The organism is Planktothrix sp. PLAVEN19ND (genome assembly GCF_057220675.1).
Genome location: NZ_CM170132.1, coordinates 5222670 through 5239296 on the forward strand (window position 1 = coordinate 5222670; position 16627 = coordinate 5239296).

Annotated in this window: 15 protein-coding genes and 2 pseudogenes; 12 read left to right on the forward strand and 5 right to left on the reverse strand. The window is 41.2% G+C overall.

Annotated features, from left to right (window positions below; translation table 11 throughout):
* Positions 1–297: 297 nt before the first annotated feature.
* Positions 298–2859: a calcium-binding protein gene (locus AC2D3N_RS22415; RefSeq protein WP_484692198.1), complete on the forward strand. Its 2562-nt coding sequence runs from the start codon at positions 298–300 to the stop codon at positions 2857–2859.
* A gap of 158 nt (positions 2860–3017) precedes the next feature.
* On the opposite strand, the gene AC2D3N_RS22420 is transcribed toward AC2D3N_RS22415, so the two are convergent.
* Positions 3018–3215, reverse strand: a complete 198-nt coding sequence (locus tag AC2D3N_RS22420) for a type II toxin-antitoxin system RelE family toxin (protein ID WP_484693784.1) — start codon at positions 3213–3215, stop codon at positions 3018–3020.
* A gap of 304 nt (positions 3216–3519) precedes the next feature.
* On the opposite strand from AC2D3N_RS22420, the gene AC2D3N_RS22425 reads away from it, so the two are divergent.
* The gene (locus tag AC2D3N_RS22425; RefSeq protein WP_144017825.1) at positions 3520–3768 is read left to right on the forward strand and encodes a hypothetical protein; all 249 of its coding nucleotides are present in this window, start codon (positions 3520–3522) and stop codon (positions 3766–3768) included.
* Entirely contained in the window at positions 3755–4135 is a 381-nt protein-coding gene (locus AC2D3N_RS22430; RefSeq protein WP_079680449.1) for a type II toxin-antitoxin system PemK/MazF family toxin, read from the forward strand. Before AC2D3N_RS22425 ends, AC2D3N_RS22430 begins: the two co-directional genes overlap by 14 nt.
* A 168-nt stretch (positions 4136–4303) precedes the next feature.
* Here AC2D3N_RS22430 and AC2D3N_RS22435 read toward each other — a convergent pair whose 3' ends face one another.
* Positions 4304–4552 carry a type II toxin-antitoxin system Phd/YefM family antitoxin gene (locus AC2D3N_RS22435; protein ID WP_484692199.1) on the reverse strand — a complete coding sequence of 83 codons (249 nt, stop codon included), beginning with the start codon at positions 4550–4552 and terminating at the stop codon, positions 4304–4306.
* Between the two features lie 69 nt (positions 4553–4621).
* On the opposite strand from AC2D3N_RS22435, the gene AC2D3N_RS22440 reads away from it, so the two are divergent.
* The 5 genes and pseudogenes from AC2D3N_RS22440 to AC2D3N_RS22460 all read left to right on the forward strand — a co-directional run.
* Positions 4622–5242, forward strand: coding sequence for a Uma2 family endonuclease (locus tag AC2D3N_RS22440; RefSeq protein WP_484692200.1), 621 nt, complete (start codon positions 4622–4624; stop codon positions 5240–5242).
* A gap of 44 nt (positions 5243–5286) precedes the next feature.
* The gene (locus tag AC2D3N_RS22445) at positions 5287–5544 is read left to right on the forward strand and encodes a CRR7 family NDH-1 assembly protein (protein WP_484692201.1); all 258 of its coding nucleotides are present in this window, start codon (positions 5287–5289) and stop codon (positions 5542–5544) included.
* Positions 5545–5764: 220 nt separating this feature from the next.
* Entirely contained in the window at positions 5765–6067 is a 303-nt protein-coding gene (locus tag AC2D3N_RS22450; protein ID WP_484692202.1) for a hypothetical protein, read from the forward strand.
* A 266-nt stretch (positions 6068–6333) separates the two neighbouring features.
* Positions 6334–8358 (forward strand): annotated as a pseudogene (locus AC2D3N_RS22455) (leucine-rich repeat domain-containing protein); the annotation flags it as partial.
* 66 nt (positions 8359–8424) lie between these two features.
* Positions 8425–8754, forward strand: a pseudogene (locus tag AC2D3N_RS22460) (DUF6745 domain-containing protein); the annotation flags it as partial.
* Positions 8755–8854: 100 nt separating this feature from the next.
* Here the strand turns inward: AC2D3N_RS22460 and glgA are convergent.
* Positions 8855–10330, reverse strand: a complete 1476-nt coding sequence (glgA, locus tag AC2D3N_RS22465) for a glycogen synthase GlgA (protein ID WP_079680455.1) — start codon at positions 10328–10330, stop codon at positions 8855–8857.
* A 493-nt stretch (positions 10331–10823) separates the two neighbouring features.
* Between glgA and AC2D3N_RS22470 the strand changes: the two genes are divergently transcribed.
* The gene (locus tag AC2D3N_RS22470) at positions 10824–11381 is read left to right on the forward strand and encodes a hypothetical protein (RefSeq protein ID WP_484692203.1); all 558 of its coding nucleotides are present in this window, start codon (positions 10824–10826) and stop codon (positions 11379–11381) included.
* A 296-nt stretch (positions 11382–11677) separates the two neighbouring features.
* Here the strand turns inward: AC2D3N_RS22470 and AC2D3N_RS22475 are convergent, their stop codons facing one another.
* Positions 11678–12214, reverse strand: a complete 537-nt coding sequence (locus tag AC2D3N_RS22475) for a helix-turn-helix domain-containing protein (RefSeq protein ID WP_484692204.1) — start codon at positions 12212–12214, stop codon at positions 11678–11680.
* A gap of 281 nt (positions 12215–12495) precedes the next feature.
* On the opposite strand from AC2D3N_RS22475, the gene AC2D3N_RS22480 reads away from it, so the two are divergent.
* Positions 12496–13515: a hypothetical protein gene (locus AC2D3N_RS22480; protein WP_484692205.1), complete on the forward strand. Its 1020-nt coding sequence runs from the start codon at positions 12496–12498 to the stop codon at positions 13513–13515.
* 75 nt (positions 13516–13590) lie between these two features.
* Here the strand turns inward: AC2D3N_RS22480 and AC2D3N_RS22485 are convergent, their stop codons facing one another.
* Positions 13591–14796: a hypothetical protein gene (locus AC2D3N_RS22485; RefSeq protein ID WP_484692206.1), complete on the reverse strand. Its 1206-nt coding sequence runs from the start codon at positions 14794–14796 to the stop codon at positions 13591–13593.
* A gap of 167 nt (positions 14797–14963) precedes the next feature.
* Between AC2D3N_RS22485 and pgl the strand changes: the two genes are divergently transcribed.
* Together pgl and AC2D3N_RS22495 are read left to right on the forward strand one after the other, a co-directional pair.
* Positions 14964–15707, forward strand: coding sequence for a 6-phosphogluconolactonase (gene pgl / locus AC2D3N_RS22490; RefSeq protein WP_079680459.1), 744 nt, complete (start codon positions 14964–14966; stop codon positions 15705–15707).
* Positions 15708–15744: 37 nt separating this feature from the next.
* Complete coding sequence (locus AC2D3N_RS22495; protein ID WP_484692207.1) at positions 15745–16467, forward strand: double zinc ribbon and FHA domain-containing protein; 723 nt, start codon at positions 15745–15747, stop codon at positions 16465–16467.
* The last annotated feature ends 160 nt before the right edge of the window (positions 16468–16627 follow it).

Sequence of the window (16627 nt, forward strand, 5' to 3'; positions counted from 1 at the left end):
GTCACCTTTTGGCAACTTTTTTTCCCTGGGTGGTTGGTAGTCTGTTGGCATGATCAAAGTTGTTCGACAGACCGTTCGACTTTTGGACATCACACCGAGTCTTTCGCCAAAAGATACCCATGCTGTGGAGTTTTTTTGACAAATAGGTGAGGTTTACAATCTGCAACTAGCTAAGAAACCGGGTTTTTCCCAGAAATTCGCTCCTTGAAACCCAAGTTCCTTTTTCCTCCCAGTGCTATTGGCCTAGCCTGCCGTAAGGTATAGCGACTGGATTTCCAAACACTCATATTTATTCTTATGACTATCAAAAAAGAAGGGATTTATTTAGTCGGAGAAGATACAGCCGACAATGTTGTACTCGAAGCCGGACAACTTCAGGGTATGTCTGGTTTGGTAATTCGCCAAGGTAATGATAGCGTGAGCGGTTCTTCTGATGCTGAAGTTGTTTACGCTGGGAAAGGAAATGATTCAATCGATGGCGGAGGTGGTGATGATTCCCTTTTCGGGAACCAAGATCAAGACACTCTTATAGGAGGAAATGGTAATGATTGGTTATTCGGCGGTCAAGGCAATGATTTAATTGTCAGTGGTGGAGGCAATGATATTTTGTACGGCGATCGCGGTATCAATACGCTAACAGGTGGCGATGGCTCTGATACATTTTTCCTGAGGCTAGATGATCAGAGTATTGATTATATTACCGATTATCAAATTGGAAGCGATCGCATTACCAGCAAGAATGGCTTTTTGAATTTTGATAACTACACTTTGACTGCGGGTACAGGTGCTGATGGTACTGGTAGTGGCGATACGCTGATCATAGACAAACTTACCAATCGTGCGATCGCAGTCTTGCTAAATGTTCCTAGCAGCAGTTTTGCCGTTAGTACAACTCCCGAGCCAACGATAACACCAACTCCCGAGCCAACGGTAACACCAACTCCCGAGCCAACGATAACACCAACTCCGGTTCCATCGGCCACACCAACTCCGGCTCCATCGGTCACACCGACTCCCGAACTAACGATAACACCAACTCCCGAACTAACGATAACACCAACTCCGGTTACATCGGTCACACCAACTCCGGTTCCAACGTTCACGCCAACTCCGGTTCCAACGTTCACGCCAACTCCGGTTCCAACGTTCACGCCAACTCCGGTTCCAACGTTCACGCCAACTCCGGTTCCAACGATAACACCGACTCCGGTTCCAACGTTCACGCCAACTCCCGAGCCAAATGACAATCTTTTCGGCAGCCAAGAGAACGACACAATTTATGGGGGAAAGAGTGCTGACTTAATAGACGGTGGCGACGGCGACGATTTTCTGTACGGTGACTTTGGGATAGATACTTTGACTGGGGGTGGAGGTCAAGATATTTTTGTCTTGCCTAGTAATAGTGCTGTGATCACTCTATCTACTGCCGATCTAATCACAGACTTCAATAAAGACGATGATTTTATTGGACTAACTGAGGGTTTAACAGAAGCAGGAGTGACTTTAGAAGCAGCTTCTATCGTACCAGGAACTTCAGATACGGTAATTAAAAATACTGCTACTGGTGCGATCTTGGGTCGGGTTGCAGGAGTCTCACCAGCAGACGTGCAAGGACGCTTAGTAAAAGCAAACATTGTAACTTATGACACACCGACAACCAGACAGATATCAGCAGATACTTATGAAATGATTCTAGCAGGCAGTGATGGAAGTCAGTTTGTTTCTACCATCAAGAAAACTGACACTCAAGTGTATCAGGAATCTGTCAGATACACACCATCGAATCAAGACAACAGCAGCCTTCAACCCTACACAGTTCGCTACAATCCAGAAGGAACGCGAGCGGAACTCCAGCAAGCAGGTTCCTCCAACTCAGTCATTCTGCAACGAATTGACAATAACTCAGCCAGTGTAATAGAGAAAAGTCCAGCAGGCGAAATAGAAGTTGGTAGAATTGGAGACTTGGGAACAGACTTTGCCAGAAATTTAGCATTAGAGATTAGTTGCATTTTTGGCAAAGGTTTTTGTCAAGCATTTGAGCAAACAGCAGAAATGGTAGGTAATTGGAAAGATGGTGCTGAAAAGGTTGGCTCTGTGTTTCAGAAATTTAGATTACCAGTAAATGGAAATAGCAGTGCCATTGAGGAATTTGAAGCAATAAGTCAAGCTTCTGGTGTTATTTGTACAGCTTTGTTTGGCAACGACGAAGCCCTCAAAGAAGCAGTAACAGGAGCGGTAGAAGATAAAATTCCCCTTCCTGGGCCACTAACAAAACTTCTTAAGATTGGCGATTCAGTTCAAAACTTATTTAGTGGCATCAATAAATATTTCTTTGATGGTAAAGGCGAACTATCATCTAATCTTCGCAAAGAATTAGGAATCAATGCTTGCGATCCGCAATCTCCAACAGTTCCCCCAACACTAAATCCAACACCAAGTCCCCCAGCACCATCCACTGCCTCGTTAAAAATAGAGATAGAACCATCTGCTATCCCTTATCTGGAGACTGCTAACCTCAATGTCAAATACTCGAATCCAGACAACGACAGCAGAATTGTAGAGATCACGGGGAGTGGTCAAAAAGGTCTAGGATCTACCAGTTTTCTAATTCCAGAAGATAAAAAGGGTCAAGGAGAGTTAAATTTCACTTTGACAAATCGCGGCAGAGAGCTAGGCGGCCCGGGTAGTGAAAGCTTGGATAATTTCTTAGACGTTGGGATTGGGAATGGACTGGGAGGAGGACTATTTGCTAGTGATTACAAACAACTATCATTTGATCTTCTTGGATCTCCTAATCCCCTAGATTTCTTGCCTAATGTCTATACGCTTACTTCGGTAGAGGGCTTGACGCGGCGATAACTGTCATAGTCGGGCGGGCACTCTTGGCACCGCCCCTACAGGAATTATTGGGGGCGATCACTATTGGTAGGGGCGGGTTCTGTAATAATATTCAATTCTCACCAATAATATTCCTAAACCCGCCCTTCTTCTTCTTAAATGTGATCGCCCTTACCTTCTTATTTATAAATATCTCCACGCGGCCCAATCTTAGTAACAAAATAAACTTTATTTTCATTATCAATTATAAAAATTACCCGATAATCTCCCACTTTCAAGCGCCAGTCATTCCGACCTTTTAGGGGTTTAATATCAACCAAGGTGCGATCGGCTAATAGTAACTTTTTGTAGGGGCGGGTTCCGCAACAAGATTCAATACTAACCCATAACCTATCTAAACCCGCCCCCTCTTAAAAGCGATCGCTTTTTTGGGGAGGTGCGATCGCGTTGGTCACGAAAATATCGTGATCGTTTTTTTAGAGGGAAAGCGTGATCGCTCCGATCTCTTTCAGTTTTAGCTGATAATTGTCAAGCCAGTTTGCATCATTTGTTGGTGGGGTTGGGGCGGGTTTTTATAAGTTGTCTATGGGTGTCAAATATTTAAGCCAGAAGTTGATATTTAGTGTTATAATAATTATTAGCATTAACCTTTTTGTGCAAACAATAGCCCAAATTTCTGTTATGACTCAAACAATCGTAAATGTATCAATTCCTTTGACCACAATCATAGAAGCCATCTCTCGTCTGGATTTAGAAGCTAAACATGAACTGTATAAGTTACTAGAACAACAAATTCAGGAAGCTGAAGCTAACCTCTCAGAAGTTGATATTTACGATTGGGGCATCAATGGTCAACCCCAAGGGAAACCAGTTGAATATATCCCAGGTTTAGGATTAGCAGTAATTGGAGGTAAAGATGTTCCGGCCTGATTTACTGTCAAGCAGGGATGTCATCTTAGTTGCCTTACCCGGTCACATTCCGAGAAGACATGAACAGCAAGGCAATCGACCTGTAATTGTGATTGGATTGCCTTGGGGAGAAGTACGTTATCCAATGTTAATAGTTGTACCTCTGACAACTCAAACCGGATTATGGTCACGCCAAAATCCAAGCCTTTATCCCTGTTTAGAAGCTGGAGTAGGTGGTTTACCTCAACCCTCTATAGTTCTTTTAGATCAATTGCGGAGCATTGATCCTCGTCGAGTTCTAGCTTATTTAGGAACTTTAACACCTGAACAATATATACCGATTCAGTCTGGATTAATGCAGTTGTGCTCCCAAGCAAGCATTAATTAAAACGAAATTTTTTGGTCGCGCTAAAGTCTTAAAATTTGGACTGGAACTCCTAATACCTTGGCAATTGACTCAATGCGGGTTCGGGTTCATTGTTTAATAAATCGTCTATTATTTCGCTGAGTGCTTCTGACCAGTAAAAAGCAGCTAACACGCTCGTATCTAAATAAATCAATACCGTTCTCCTTCTCTGGCTTGAATAATTGTCATCCTCAACGATTCACCTGTCAAGAGTACAGAGTCTCGAAATCTTTTTCTTTGCAATACCCATTCTTGTCTTGTTTTTGGTGGAACAAGTCTGGCAACTTCTCTACTCCCATCAACTAAGATGATTTCTTCACCTTGAGCTACTCTTTCTAAGAGGGCTTTCAAGTGATCTCCTACGTTTTCAATACTAATTCTTAACATTATGCTCTCCAAAGCGTCATAACTGGTTTAGATAATAGAACTTAGAGATATAATTTATATTATCGGTAATTCTCAAAACCTATGACTCAAGCTTTACCCAAACTCGTAAACTTCGAGGAATTTGTGGAGTGGCTGCCAGAAAATTCGGCGGTACGCTACGAACTGCATAATGGAGATATTGTTGAGATGGCACAACCAGTAGGCGAACACGAGGAAGTTATCAGTTTTCTTGGCATCAAAATCTCCGTTCAAATAGATCGTCTGGGATTACCCTACGGTATCCCCCGCCAAGTGATAGTTAGACCTCCTGAAAAAGATTGTGGTTATTTTCCTGATATCTTGGTGCTCGATCGCGCAAATCTGGCTAACGAAACATTATGGCAAAAACAATCTACCCTCAGTTTAGGTGCATCGATAGCTTTGGTAATTGAGGTTGTATCAACCAATTGGCGAGATGATTACTATTTAAAATATGCCGATTATGAGGAGATGGGTATACCGGAATATTGGATTATCGATTATGCTGCTTTGGGCGGACGCAATTTTATTGGAAATCCCAAACAACCGACAATTTCTATCTGTAACTTGGTTGACGGTGAATATCAAATCGTCAAGTTTCGAGAGAATGATCGGATTGTGTCGCCAACTTTTCCAGATTTGAACCTCACAGCAAACCAGATTTTTCAAGCGGGTGTAGTTTAGTTTGTTCTATTATTATTATATTAATATTTTGCGAGAAAACTACTATGCCAGATGCGCTGATGTATGATGAGGATACCTTTCTGCTGTTAGAAACCCATGAACCGGAACAGTTTATGAATGTTACGGAACTCCTGGAAAAACTCAAATCCGTTTTGTCGCAATGTCAAGACAACTTACCCAGAGATTTACAGCGCTTTGCTACCATTGAAGAACAAGCCAAGTGTCTTCTTGATACAAGCTGTGACCTAGATGTGGGTGCGGGTCAATATCTGCAATGGTATGCGGTGCGGTTAGAGAAATAACCGTTACTCCCTGACCCTGACCCCGAAGTTTTTGCCGCAGAAACCTAAAACTGCTGAAACGTGCGATCGCGCAAGAGAATTAGCCCCAGGGTAATCGCCTCAGAATCCCAAATAGCCTGTACAAACCATCTGGGCTAAAGTGTAAATTGATTTTGACCCTAACTCAACTATTCACAGCGATTAGACTAGGAAATAACAACGGCTATACAGGAGAAGTACAATGCAACCGATGCGACAAGGTGACGTTCTTTTAATTCCCCGCACAGCAGAAGTTCAATATGATCATTATAAGCAAGACCATCTGGTGCTTGCCCTCGGTGAAGCCACCGGACACAAACACCAAATTTCAAACGGACAAGCAGAACTCTATAAACGGGATGGGACGCTGTATCTGCGTGTCTTGTCTGAGTTTGCTACCCTCAGCCACGAAGAACATCATGCGCTGCAAATTCCCAAGGGGGATTGGGCCGTGCGGATTCAACGGGAGTATGAACCCACAGGATGGCACCCTGTTGCTGATTAATCTATTGTCCTAGACTCAACAGATATCGCGCGACGGGTGGCGAGTGCTGCAACGAGTGATGCAGCCTGCGTTTTCATGTCCGGCGCGTTCCTCCTGACGTCACTTCCGCCCGTGAAGCCATTTGCTGGGTGAACTGGGATGTTGACCCGGAAGCTTTTGCAGTAAAAACCTAAAAATTGCTGATTTGGCAATCATCCCACAACTTCCTTTTGGTGGGTTTGATGGCGATCGCTCTCCTAAACAAATTTGAACAACTGGAGAATCTCATGAAACTAAATTTATCGCTAGATTTATCGGGGTCAAGGCTTACAGAACCTCTATCTGACTTTTTTCAACAGCATACATACCTGGAAGAACTTAATTTAGAGCGTAATTCTCTGACAGAACTACCACCGGAAATTGGTCATTTGCACAGTCTACAAACACTTTATTTAAGAGATAATCGTCTGAAAGAACTACCACCGGAAATTGGTCAGTTGCACAGTCTACAAACACTTAATTTAGAGTATAGTTCTCTTCTGAAAGCACTACCACCGGAAATTGGTCAGTTGCACAATCTACAAACACTTAATTTAGAGCATAGTTCTCTGGAAGCACTACCACCGGAAATTGGTCAGTTGCACAGTCTACAAACACTTAATTTATCCTTTAATTATCTGAGAGAACTACCACCGGAAATCGGTCAGTTGCACAGTCTACAAACACTTAGTTTAAACAGTAATTCTCTGACAGAACTACCACCGGAAATTGGTCAGTTGCACAGTCTACAAACACTTAATTTAGAGTATAGTTCTCTGAAAGCACTACCACCGGAAATTGGTCAGTTGCACAGTCTACAAACACTTAATTTAGAGGATAGTTCTCTGACAGAACTACCACCGGAAATCGGTCATTTGCACAGTCTACAAACACTTTATTTACAGTATAATTCTCTGACAGCACTACCACCGGAAATTGGTCAGTTGCACAGTCTACAAACACTTAATTTAGATCATACTTCTCTGAAAGCACTACCACCGGAAATTGGTCAGTTGCACAATCTACAAACACTTAATTTAGAGCATACTTCTCTGGAAGCACTACCACCGGAAATTGGTCAGTTGCACAGTCTACAAACACTTGATTTAGAGCGTAGTTATCTGAAAGCACTACCACCGGAAATTGGTCAGTTGCACAGTCTACAAACACTTGATTTACAGCATAATTCTCTGACAGAACTACCACCGGAAATTGGTCAGTTGCACAATCTACAAACACTTAATTTAGATCATACTTCTCTGAAAGCACTACCACCGGAAATTGGTCAGTTGCACAGTCTACAAACACTTTATTTATGCAATAATCGTCTGACAGAACTACCACCGGAAATTGGTCAGTTGCACAGTCTACAAACACTTTATTTAGATCGTAATTATCTTCTGACAGAACTACCACCGGAAATCGGTCAGTTGCACAGTCTACAAACACTTAATTTAGAGTATAATCGTCTTCTGAAAGCACTACCACCGGAAATTGGTCAGTTGCACAATCTACAAACACTTGATTTAAAGAATACTTCTCTGAAAGAACTACCACCGGAAATTGGTCAGTTGCACAGTCTACAAACACTTGATTTAGGGAATAATCAAGGGAATAATCGTCTGAAAGAACTACCACCGGAAATTGGTCAGTTGCACAGTCTACAAACACTTAATTTAGAGCATAATCGTCTGACAGAACTACCACCGGAAATTGGTCAGTTGCACAGTCTACAAACACTTAATTTAGGGGGTAATCGTGTTCTGAAAGAACTACCACCGGAAATCGTTCAGTTGCAAAGTCTACAAGTACTTAATTTAAACAGTAATGGTCTGACAGAACTACCACCGGAAATTGGTCAGTTGCACAATCTACAAACACTTTATTTAGAGGGTACTTCTCTGAAAGAACTACCACCGGAAATCGGTCAGTTGCACAGTCTACAAACACTTTATTTAGGGAATAATCAAGGGAATAATCATCTGAAAGCACTACCACCGGAAATTGGTCAGTTGCACAGTCTACAAACACTTTATTTACACCATACTTCTCTGACAGAACTACCACCGGAAATCGGTCAGTTGCACAGTCTACAAACACTTTATTTAGAGCGTAATTATCTGACAGAACTACCACCGGAAATCGGTCAGTTGCAAAGTCTACAAACACTTGATTTATGTCGTAATTCTCTGACAGAACTACCACCGGAAATTGGACAATTAAAAGACTTGAAGTATATTGATCTAAGGGACAATCCGATTCAGGATTTCTCAGCACTTGCTAATCATCCTAATCAAAACTTGGAAGTTTCTGTATTTGGGATGAAGGGATTTCCTCGGCAATATTGGGCTCACCCCAGCCAGCGAAAAGCTGAGTGGTTATTGACGGAAAAAAATTCGGAAATTCGCCGACTGTTGATCCAAAAAATGGGCTATGAGCGCATCTGTAAGGAACTCCAAGCCATTGAACTTGACTCTTGGCGCGAATATACCTTACTTAAAATTGATGCTAAGGTGGATATTGAACCAATTCATCTGTTGAAAATGACTTGTCCGAGTACAAATCATATTCACGTTTTGCGGGTTCCTCCTGACCTCACTTCTGCCCGTGCCGCCATTTCTTGGGTAAACTGGGACATTGACCCAGAATCTTTTACCGCAGAAACCTAAAACTGCTGAAACGTGCGATCGCACAGCGATATGAACACCAGCCAGCGAGGACGCTGGCACTGCTTTCCACAAACCCAGGTTTAAATCCGTAGCAACTCAATTACTTATGTCTAATGAATTCGTAAATGGCTAAATAATCTGTTCCCGGTTGGTTCCAAGAATAGTCATAATTCATGCCTTGAATTCTCAATTTTTCAAATTCATCGGGATAGTAATTATACAGGCCAATGGCTCGATCCATTGCGGATTCTAGGGCTTGAAAATCCGTGTAATTGAAAACATAACCATTTCGTTCTTCCGGTTCGTGATATTCGTCATAATCCCGATCAAAAACCGTATTAACTAATCCTCCCACAGCCCGAACAACTGGAACTGCCCCATATTTTAACCCGATCATTTGAGTTAATCCGCAGGGTTCATAATTACTCGGAACCACAATAATATCCGCCGCTGCATAAATTAAATGGGATAATTCCTCATTAAACCCAAGTTCTAAATGACAATCGGGGTTATTATTTAAAAAGTTCTTTTCATGCCAAAACCAAGAATTAATACTGGGTTCGGTTGCTGAACCTAATAATACAAATTGAGCTTGTCGATGCAGGGCATAATAAATCGCATGATGCACCAGATGCACCCCTTTTTGATCATCTAAACGACCAATATAACAAATAAGAGGTTTATCATCATGACTTAACCACAATCTTTCCCGTAGAGCTTTTTTATTCTTTTCCTTTCCTGTTAAATCTTCGGGACTATAGGGGTGGGGAATAAATGAATCAATTTCAGGATTCCAAACCGCATAATCAATCCCGTTTAATATGCCACCAAATTTATGTTGATGCAGTTCTAAAGTATGTCCTAAACCATAACCAAATTCTCCATAATGGGCTTCCCAGGCATGGTTAGGAGATACGGTTGTAACAAAGTTAGAGTAGACAATTCCCCCTTTCATAGAATTTAAGCCAAAGGGGTTAAAATTATCGCGTAAACGGTCATATTCAAAATAGTAGGATTCTCGGTTTAATCCCGTTGCCCAAAGGATATTTGTCCCCGCGATTCCTTGATGTTTAAAGTTATGAATGGTATAGCAAACCCGAATATTTTCCATGCCATGATATTTGTACATTTCATACAACATCACAGGAGCTAAACCCGTTTGCCAATCATGGCAATGGAGAATATCGGGACGTTTATCAGTTCTAAGTAAAAACTCTAATGCGGCCTTACTAAAAAAGGCAAATCGTAAATGGTCGTCTACGCAACCATAATAGCAACCTCGGTTGAAGAAATTATCTTCGGAGTGAGGTTCAATAAAAAAGCATAAGCTTCCATGAACCCAACCACAAAAGACAGTACAATGAATTGCGCCATCAAACCAGGGAACATAGAGGTCTTCATAGGCTTCATGAAGTCCCCAAATTTGGTCATACCTCATGCAGTCGTACTTGGGCAAAATAATTTCAATGGTATGACCCCGCAGTTCTAGCTCCCTACTGAGTCCGTACACAACATCGCCTAAGCCTCCCGCTTTGATGACTGGGGCGCATTCAGAGGCAATTTGTACGATGTACATCCTGTTTCCTCACTCCAAACCGTGATGTTTTGTCTTTCCCATAGTAATCATGTTGGTTGCAATAGTAAAGTCCTTCAGGGGTGATTTTTTTTACGGGTTGAATCAATTCTAATCAGAATTGCCGGGTTTATTTGGGGGATTGATTCAGTTTTATTTCCTATTTTTGATAATTAAATTATAGTTTGAATCCGGTTTTATGGATCAGCAAAGGTATTAATTTTCCCCCCGCCAATATAACGATCTGAAAACGATCTGAAACCCAGTTAGGAGGAACGAATTGTTCAAGCTAAAGATTATTTAAAATCAATGAAATTGAGTGGCGGTCAACAAAAAATTATTAAAACCAGATGATTGATACATCACTGCAATTGTTTTAGTTGTAGCAATGAGAGCTTATTGTTTACAATTTCTTTTTGTTCTTTGTATCTTTGTGGTATAATCATATTCGGCACTTGTAAAAATAATAGCGCGAATTGCTATATATTATATCCAGATGGGTGAAAGATTTAATACTGTTGAAACAGAAGTTATAAAGTGGAGAGACTTTACACTAAATAGTGAAATTTACGATTTATCACATCTAAACGCCCATTCGGTTGAATATCTTGATGATAGGGACAAAAATAATCTGATTACATACAAATTTATAGTAACCTATGGCTTACATTGCTTCACTAAAGAATTACAAGAGCTTACAAACGAAGAATCACAATTATTAATGTACAATGCGCCAAGAGAGTCCAGACCCTTCAATTTTGAGAGATATTACCTATCAAAGCAGTTACCTGAAATTATCAAGGCACTAGGTCAGAGTGCAACCTTAGTCTGTCATGCCGGGTATGGAAATTATGCAATTGTGAAAGTTGTGGACTCAGAGGGTGTTAAAGTTGATTATTTTGTTGTTTTTCGAGTATTCAAGGAAAGTAAAAGGCTAAGACTCCATGTAACAAGTGCCTATCCCAAAAACGAAGGTATAGGGAAAATAAAGAAAGTCAATTTCTTCGTCATAGCTAAGAACTTATTGAATAACAAGAAACTACCTAAGCCTTAAATAACAAAGGCTCCTTCAGGAGCCTTCGCCAAAAACTTGTTTATATTTTTGGTATTCAGATCGTCTTTACCGGACTTGCCTCGACCCTAAAGGGTAACGGGATGTCATGTTTATCTCATGTCTGCTGCATCCATATTCCTAGTATAGAGCTTAGTTATAATCATGTCAAGCTCCGAGATTTAAACCACTGCCACTACTCGAAAAATAAACATTTAATTCCTGTTTCCTCTTTTGGCGAAATTCTAGGGCTTGCTGCTAATCTATCAATTGAAAGTGATAATTAAACCAATGTTAATTTATTTTTCCATAGCTTCCTGTACTTTATTTAAAGGTAAATCAACAACTTCAGTAATTTGTTCTGCTGTTAAACCTAGTTTGATTAACTTAGAAATAGTTTTTAATTGGGTAACACGCAAAACATCGTCAATTGTTTGCTTGGAAGGTCTTGTATTTTGCTGATTTGATTCAGTATTGACAGCATCCCAGTTGTCTAAATCTAATTTTTCGGGATTAGAACACAAATTAAGATTGCCAATCTGAACGGGATTACCAATAATCTGATGTTGAGAATTTGCGAATCCTAACCGTTCAACCGTAGCGCAAAAATTCGACTTATTTAGATCTTCTCCTAAGATTTCTGACAAAAGTTGCCAGAGTTCATATCCCTCATCCTTGACATGACCCTTAGTACATTTATACTGTTCTGCAATCTCTCTGTACTTCTGACTATTGAAAACCCCTTTTAAAATTTCCATTTGCAAACTATCAAGGTGCTTTCCGGTTTGTTTAAAGACTAACTCATCAATCGACTTTAACACAGTTTCCCAGTCCATCTCTTTGAGATTGACCCCTCCAAAAAAATTACTTATCCGCCATTATCCGTCATTTTCCGCCCACTTTATACATTCTTAAGAAAATCTCCTTCTTTATCCGTCTTTTTCCGTCTTGTTAAGTTTGTATGATTGGATGATAATAGAACCGTAAATCAGTTGGAGTAAGATAATGCGGGTCTCTAAGTGGAACTACAATTCAAATTTATTATAATAATTTAGTAAAACACACATTGATTATATAGGCTAGGTTAAATTCGACGTAAATCTGAGGGATTAAATTTATGGAAATTGAATTTGGTCATATTCGTGAATACAATTTAGACAGAGGTTTCGGTTTTGTAAGTTGCACATTTAAGAATACTTACCAACGACAAAAAAAGGGGATTTGGTTTCACATTAGAAATATCAAGCACGATTACCCCGAACTTGCTAAAGAATTAGATTCTGGTTTATCCGTAGATATTAACTTTTGGTATGAGATTGATAATAGTGATCGTGAAAAAGTCAGGAAGATTTGGTTAAATGCACAAGATATCCCTCAGCATGAGCAAGATGATCTAGTTGCTTCTATTGAAAAGATATGGGTCAATATTGATAGTTCCGTACCCCAATGGTTAGATGAAATTACACTAGCTTTGGTGGGTTCAGTTCGTAAAAATGAGTTTGAACAACAACGTAACGAGAAAATTCGTCAGAAAAAAGAAGCAGAAGAAGAAGAACTAGTCCGTAAGCAATCTCAAACTGAAAAAATAAAAGATCAAAAACAATTACGACTTGAAGAAAGGTTAAAAAGAAATGAAGAAATTGAACACGTTTATATCGGTTTACCAGAACATCTTGTTAATTGTGTATTGTGGGTTAAGCGCGAAGCTCGAACAAATTTTCTTTCACACATACCAGGTGGCAGTGATGTAGTGATTGAATATTATAATGGACGCGCTCGTGGCTATGATTGGATCAAAAAGCCTTCTGTTTATATTGGAACTTTTTTTTCTGGAGAAATTTTGAGTGTTTATGCTAGGACATACAACAACGACGAAGAATATTCTACGGCTGTCTTTGAGGAGGTCTGGAATGCTGAAACATCTTCTGAGGAAACGCTTTTGGAAGCATTGAAAAAATTTGATCATCCAGACAAAAAAATAGATATTTTTTCTGGATTGGAAGAAGATGAAGATGACTTTTTGGGGAGTTCATATAATAGTGGGGAAGTTTGGAGTTCTTGGTATAATGAGGAGGAAAGTCAGTGGTATTTTGGAGAATGCCCTGAGTGCAATATTCCAGATAGAGATAGAGATTGATTTGAATTGGTAACAGCGATAATTAAGATTGGGATGATTACAGTATTATTTCGTAATTCCCAATTCCTCTCTAATTTATGGGTTGGCAAAAGTGTTAATTTCCCCCCCGCCAATATAACGACCTGGAACCCGGTTAGGAACGGAAAAATTAGGTTGGGGTTGACCAATTTGACCCTGTTGTATATTGGGATTCATATTACTAGGAGTCATGTAGTTATTCGGTTGAACGGGTTGAACAGTGCTGTTAATATTCGTGTTAGGCGTGACTGAATAGGAGGGAACGGTATTATTTAAAGGTAAGGAATTGAAGTTGGCATACCCAGAATTGGGGACGGTTCCAGGTGTAACTGTTGGCACGGTAGGAACCACCGGAGGTAGGGTAACGTTAGTTTGATAGGGATTCTGAATCGGGGGCAGGGGAACCGTACCAACAGCCTGATTAGGATTGTCTCTGGGAACACTCCAACTGGGTTGAGTAACCTGTCCTGTAAGGGTTGGGTTTCCAGTAAAAGGTGTGACACCAACTGCTGTTCCAAGGCTGGGATCTAAGGCTGAATTAGAATTAGTGAGATTATTCGGAGGATTACTGGCGGAATTTTTATCGTTGATTAATGAGCTTTTTGAAGCATCAGTTGTATCAGAGGGTGCAGCCGAATCCGTGTTTTCTGTTTCCTGGGTTTGCAGATAGTTCTGCATAGCTTGTTGTAGGGGGGTTTTTGCCGTTTCGGGATTTGTGGTTTCTGTTGCAGGGGAGCCCAAACCCTTTAGACCCAAGTTAGAACTGCCAGTAGTAGAGGTAGGAGAATTTTCAGAAACCGAATTGGGAAGATTGGAGGTTTTTGGGGAATTTTCCTCTACGGGGGGTTGATTTGTGGAATTGGATGGGGAAAATAAACTATCCAATAAAGGATTAGACCGAGGACTCGGCTCAGATTTTTTATCTGGGTTTTGAGTTTGTTTAAGTAAATCTTTATTGACCTCACTATTAGAATTTAAAGGCGAAATCAAGGGATTATTACTCCCTAATGCGTCTAGTAAAACTTTAGAGTTATCAATATCCGCAGCAATCGATTGTTGTTCCGGGGTGAGTTGACTCTCGGAGTTGCCAGGATTTAGGGTTGATTCTCCATCTAAACTAAACCATTCGGGGTTTTCAGAAAATTGCCAAAAGAAAACCCCCACCACTGCCAGAACGCTGACGGAGCCCCAAATACGAGGTTGCAGGAGAAACCGCAATTCCTCCCCTACGGCACGAATAGACTCAGGAATTCGGTGTGACATAACTGACAAACAGCCGATTGCTGGGTTGAAAGGAACAGGGGTAGATAGTCAAGTAATTCAGATAAGAAATGCTGGGTTTTGTACCCCAACCGCTAACGAACAAAACCCCCTATGATTATTATAGCCTGTGAATTCAATGTCGAAATCCATCTTGTGAGGCTATCCCAGTGGAAAAAAATATAGAAATTTTAGCGAATCGAGAGGAACTCATTGAGCGAGCTTTAGAAATCCTTCTGGCTAAAATCACAGAAGCAATTGAAACTCGGAATCAATTTACGATCGCTTTAGCCGGAGGGAGTACCCCCAAACCCCTATATGAAGCCCTAGCCAAACAACCTTTACCTTGGGATAAAATTCATGTCTTTTGGGGAGATGAACGCTATGTGGAGCCGGATCACCCCGATAGTAACCAAAAAATGGCAGCGCAGGCCTGGCTGGATCGGGTGAATTTCCCCGCCACTAATATTCATCCGATGCCAACTTTAGCCAATAATCCCATTGCCGATGCAGAACAATACAATAGGGAGTTAGTACAATTCTTTGCGCTCAATGCCGGAGAGTTCCCCGCTTTTGATGTGGTTTTATTAGGGATGGGAGATGATGCTCACACCGCATCTTTATTTCCCCATACCGCAGCCTTAACCGTTGAGGATCGCTTAATTACCGTTGGCAATAAGGATGGTCAGCCCCGAATAACCTTTACGGTTCCTTTGATTAATCAGGCCCGTTGTGTCCTGTTTCTGGTCACCGGGTCAAATAAACAAGAACCGTTAGACCGGGTGTTCGCCACCGAGGAGGATGCCATTACCTATCCCAGCCGCCTAATTCAACCCGTGGGGGAACTTTGGTGGTTATTGGATCGGGAAGCCGGAGCCAAACTCGCTGAAAATTTGCCAAAATTAAGCATCTGAAACCCTAATTTTACTCAAGTTTGCTTATCCAAATCCTATGATTGTTTGTCCGAATTGTAGTCATCAAAACCCAGAAGGCGCGACCCAATGTGAAGCCTGTTATACGCCTTTGCCCTCCACTACCAGCTGTCCCCATTGTGGGGCAACGATACAAACGGATGCGGCTTTCTGTGGTCAGTGTGGGTCGAATTTACAGCCCGCGACGGTTAGTAATCAGGAGGAAATACAAGCGGTAATTCCGACGGTGGTTTCGCCTCCGAATCTACCCACACCGGAAGTGGCGGTGAGTTCGGGGTTAAATTTAGAGAAATCTCCCCCTCCTGTGGCAATGGAAACGACTCCTCCGGTGATTCCGATGGTCATTCCTGAACCCCCTCCGGTTCCGATGAATTTGGGTTCCCAAAGTTCGGCGACTCAGTTACAGCAACAGACGGCTAAGTTAATTCATGTCCAAACCAGTACGGATCTGGAATTACCTCAAAATGTGTCGGTGATTCATTTGGGAAAACCGAATGATTTAGTCCCCCCCGATGTGGATGTTTCGGGATTTCCCAATTCGGAAATTGTGTCTCGTAGCCATGCGGATATTCGCCTTGAAGGAGATGCGTATTATATTGAAGATGTGGGCAGTTCTAATGGCACTTATATTAATAATACGGCTCTGCCCAAGGGGAATCGTCACCGGTTAAAACCAGGTGATCGGATTTCTTTAGGAAAAGGGGATTTGGTTTCGTTTATTTTTCAACTTTCCAAGGGTTAGGAGGGGGTGAGAAAAAACCGGGTTTCCCTGTTATTCAAATCGGTTGAACCGTGGGATTAGATCATTAACAGCTTATTTAAGGGAATTAGGAAATCTAACCCCTATTAAACCCCAAAATGAAGGAAGTTTTTGATTCTATTCCCTAAAAACCGAGAATTCC

Excerpts from the sequence above, each read along its gene's own strand:
- AC2D3N_RS22415 (WP_484692198.1), top strand. The coding sequence starts at position 298 with ATGACTATCAAAAAAGAAGGGATTTATTTAGTCGGAGAAGATACAGCC.
- AC2D3N_RS22495 (WP_484692207.1), top strand. The coding sequence starts at position 15,745 with ATGATTGTTTGTCCGAATTGTAGTCATCAAAACCCAGAAGGCGCGACC.
- AC2D3N_RS22440 (WP_484692200.1), top strand. The coding sequence starts at position 4,622 with ATGACTCAAGCTTTACCCAAACTCGTAAACTTCGAGGAATTTGTGGAG.
- AC2D3N_RS22480 (WP_484692205.1), top strand. The coding sequence starts at position 12,496 with ATGGAAATTGAATTTGGTCATATTCGTGAATACAATTTAGACAGAGGT.
- glgA (WP_079680455.1), bottom strand. The coding sequence starts at position 10,330 with ATGTACATCGTACAAATTGCCTCTGAATGCGCCCCAGTCATCAAAGCG.
- AC2D3N_RS22475 (WP_484692204.1), bottom strand. The coding sequence starts at position 12,214 with ATGGACTGGGAAACTGTGTTAAAGTCGATTGATGAGTTAGTCTTTAAA.
- AC2D3N_RS22425 (WP_144017825.1), top strand. The coding sequence starts at position 3,520 with ATGACTCAAACAATCGTAAATGTATCAATTCCTTTGACCACAATCATA.
- AC2D3N_RS22430 (WP_079680449.1), top strand. The coding sequence starts at position 3,755 with ATGTTCCGGCCTGATTTACTGTCAAGCAGGGATGTCATCTTAGTTGCC.
- AC2D3N_RS22470 (WP_484692203.1), top strand. The coding sequence starts at position 10,824 with ATGGGTGAAAGATTTAATACTGTTGAAACAGAAGTTATAAAGTGGAGA.
- AC2D3N_RS22450 (WP_484692202.1), top strand. The coding sequence starts at position 5,765 with ATGCAACCGATGCGACAAGGTGACGTTCTTTTAATTCCCCGCACAGCA.
- AC2D3N_RS22445 (WP_484692201.1), top strand. The coding sequence starts at position 5,287 with ATGCCAGATGCGCTGATGTATGATGAGGATACCTTTCTGCTGTTAGAA.
- AC2D3N_RS22485 (WP_484692206.1), bottom strand. The coding sequence starts at position 14,796 with ATGTCACACCGAATTCCTGAGTCTATTCGTGCCGTAGGGGAGGAATTG.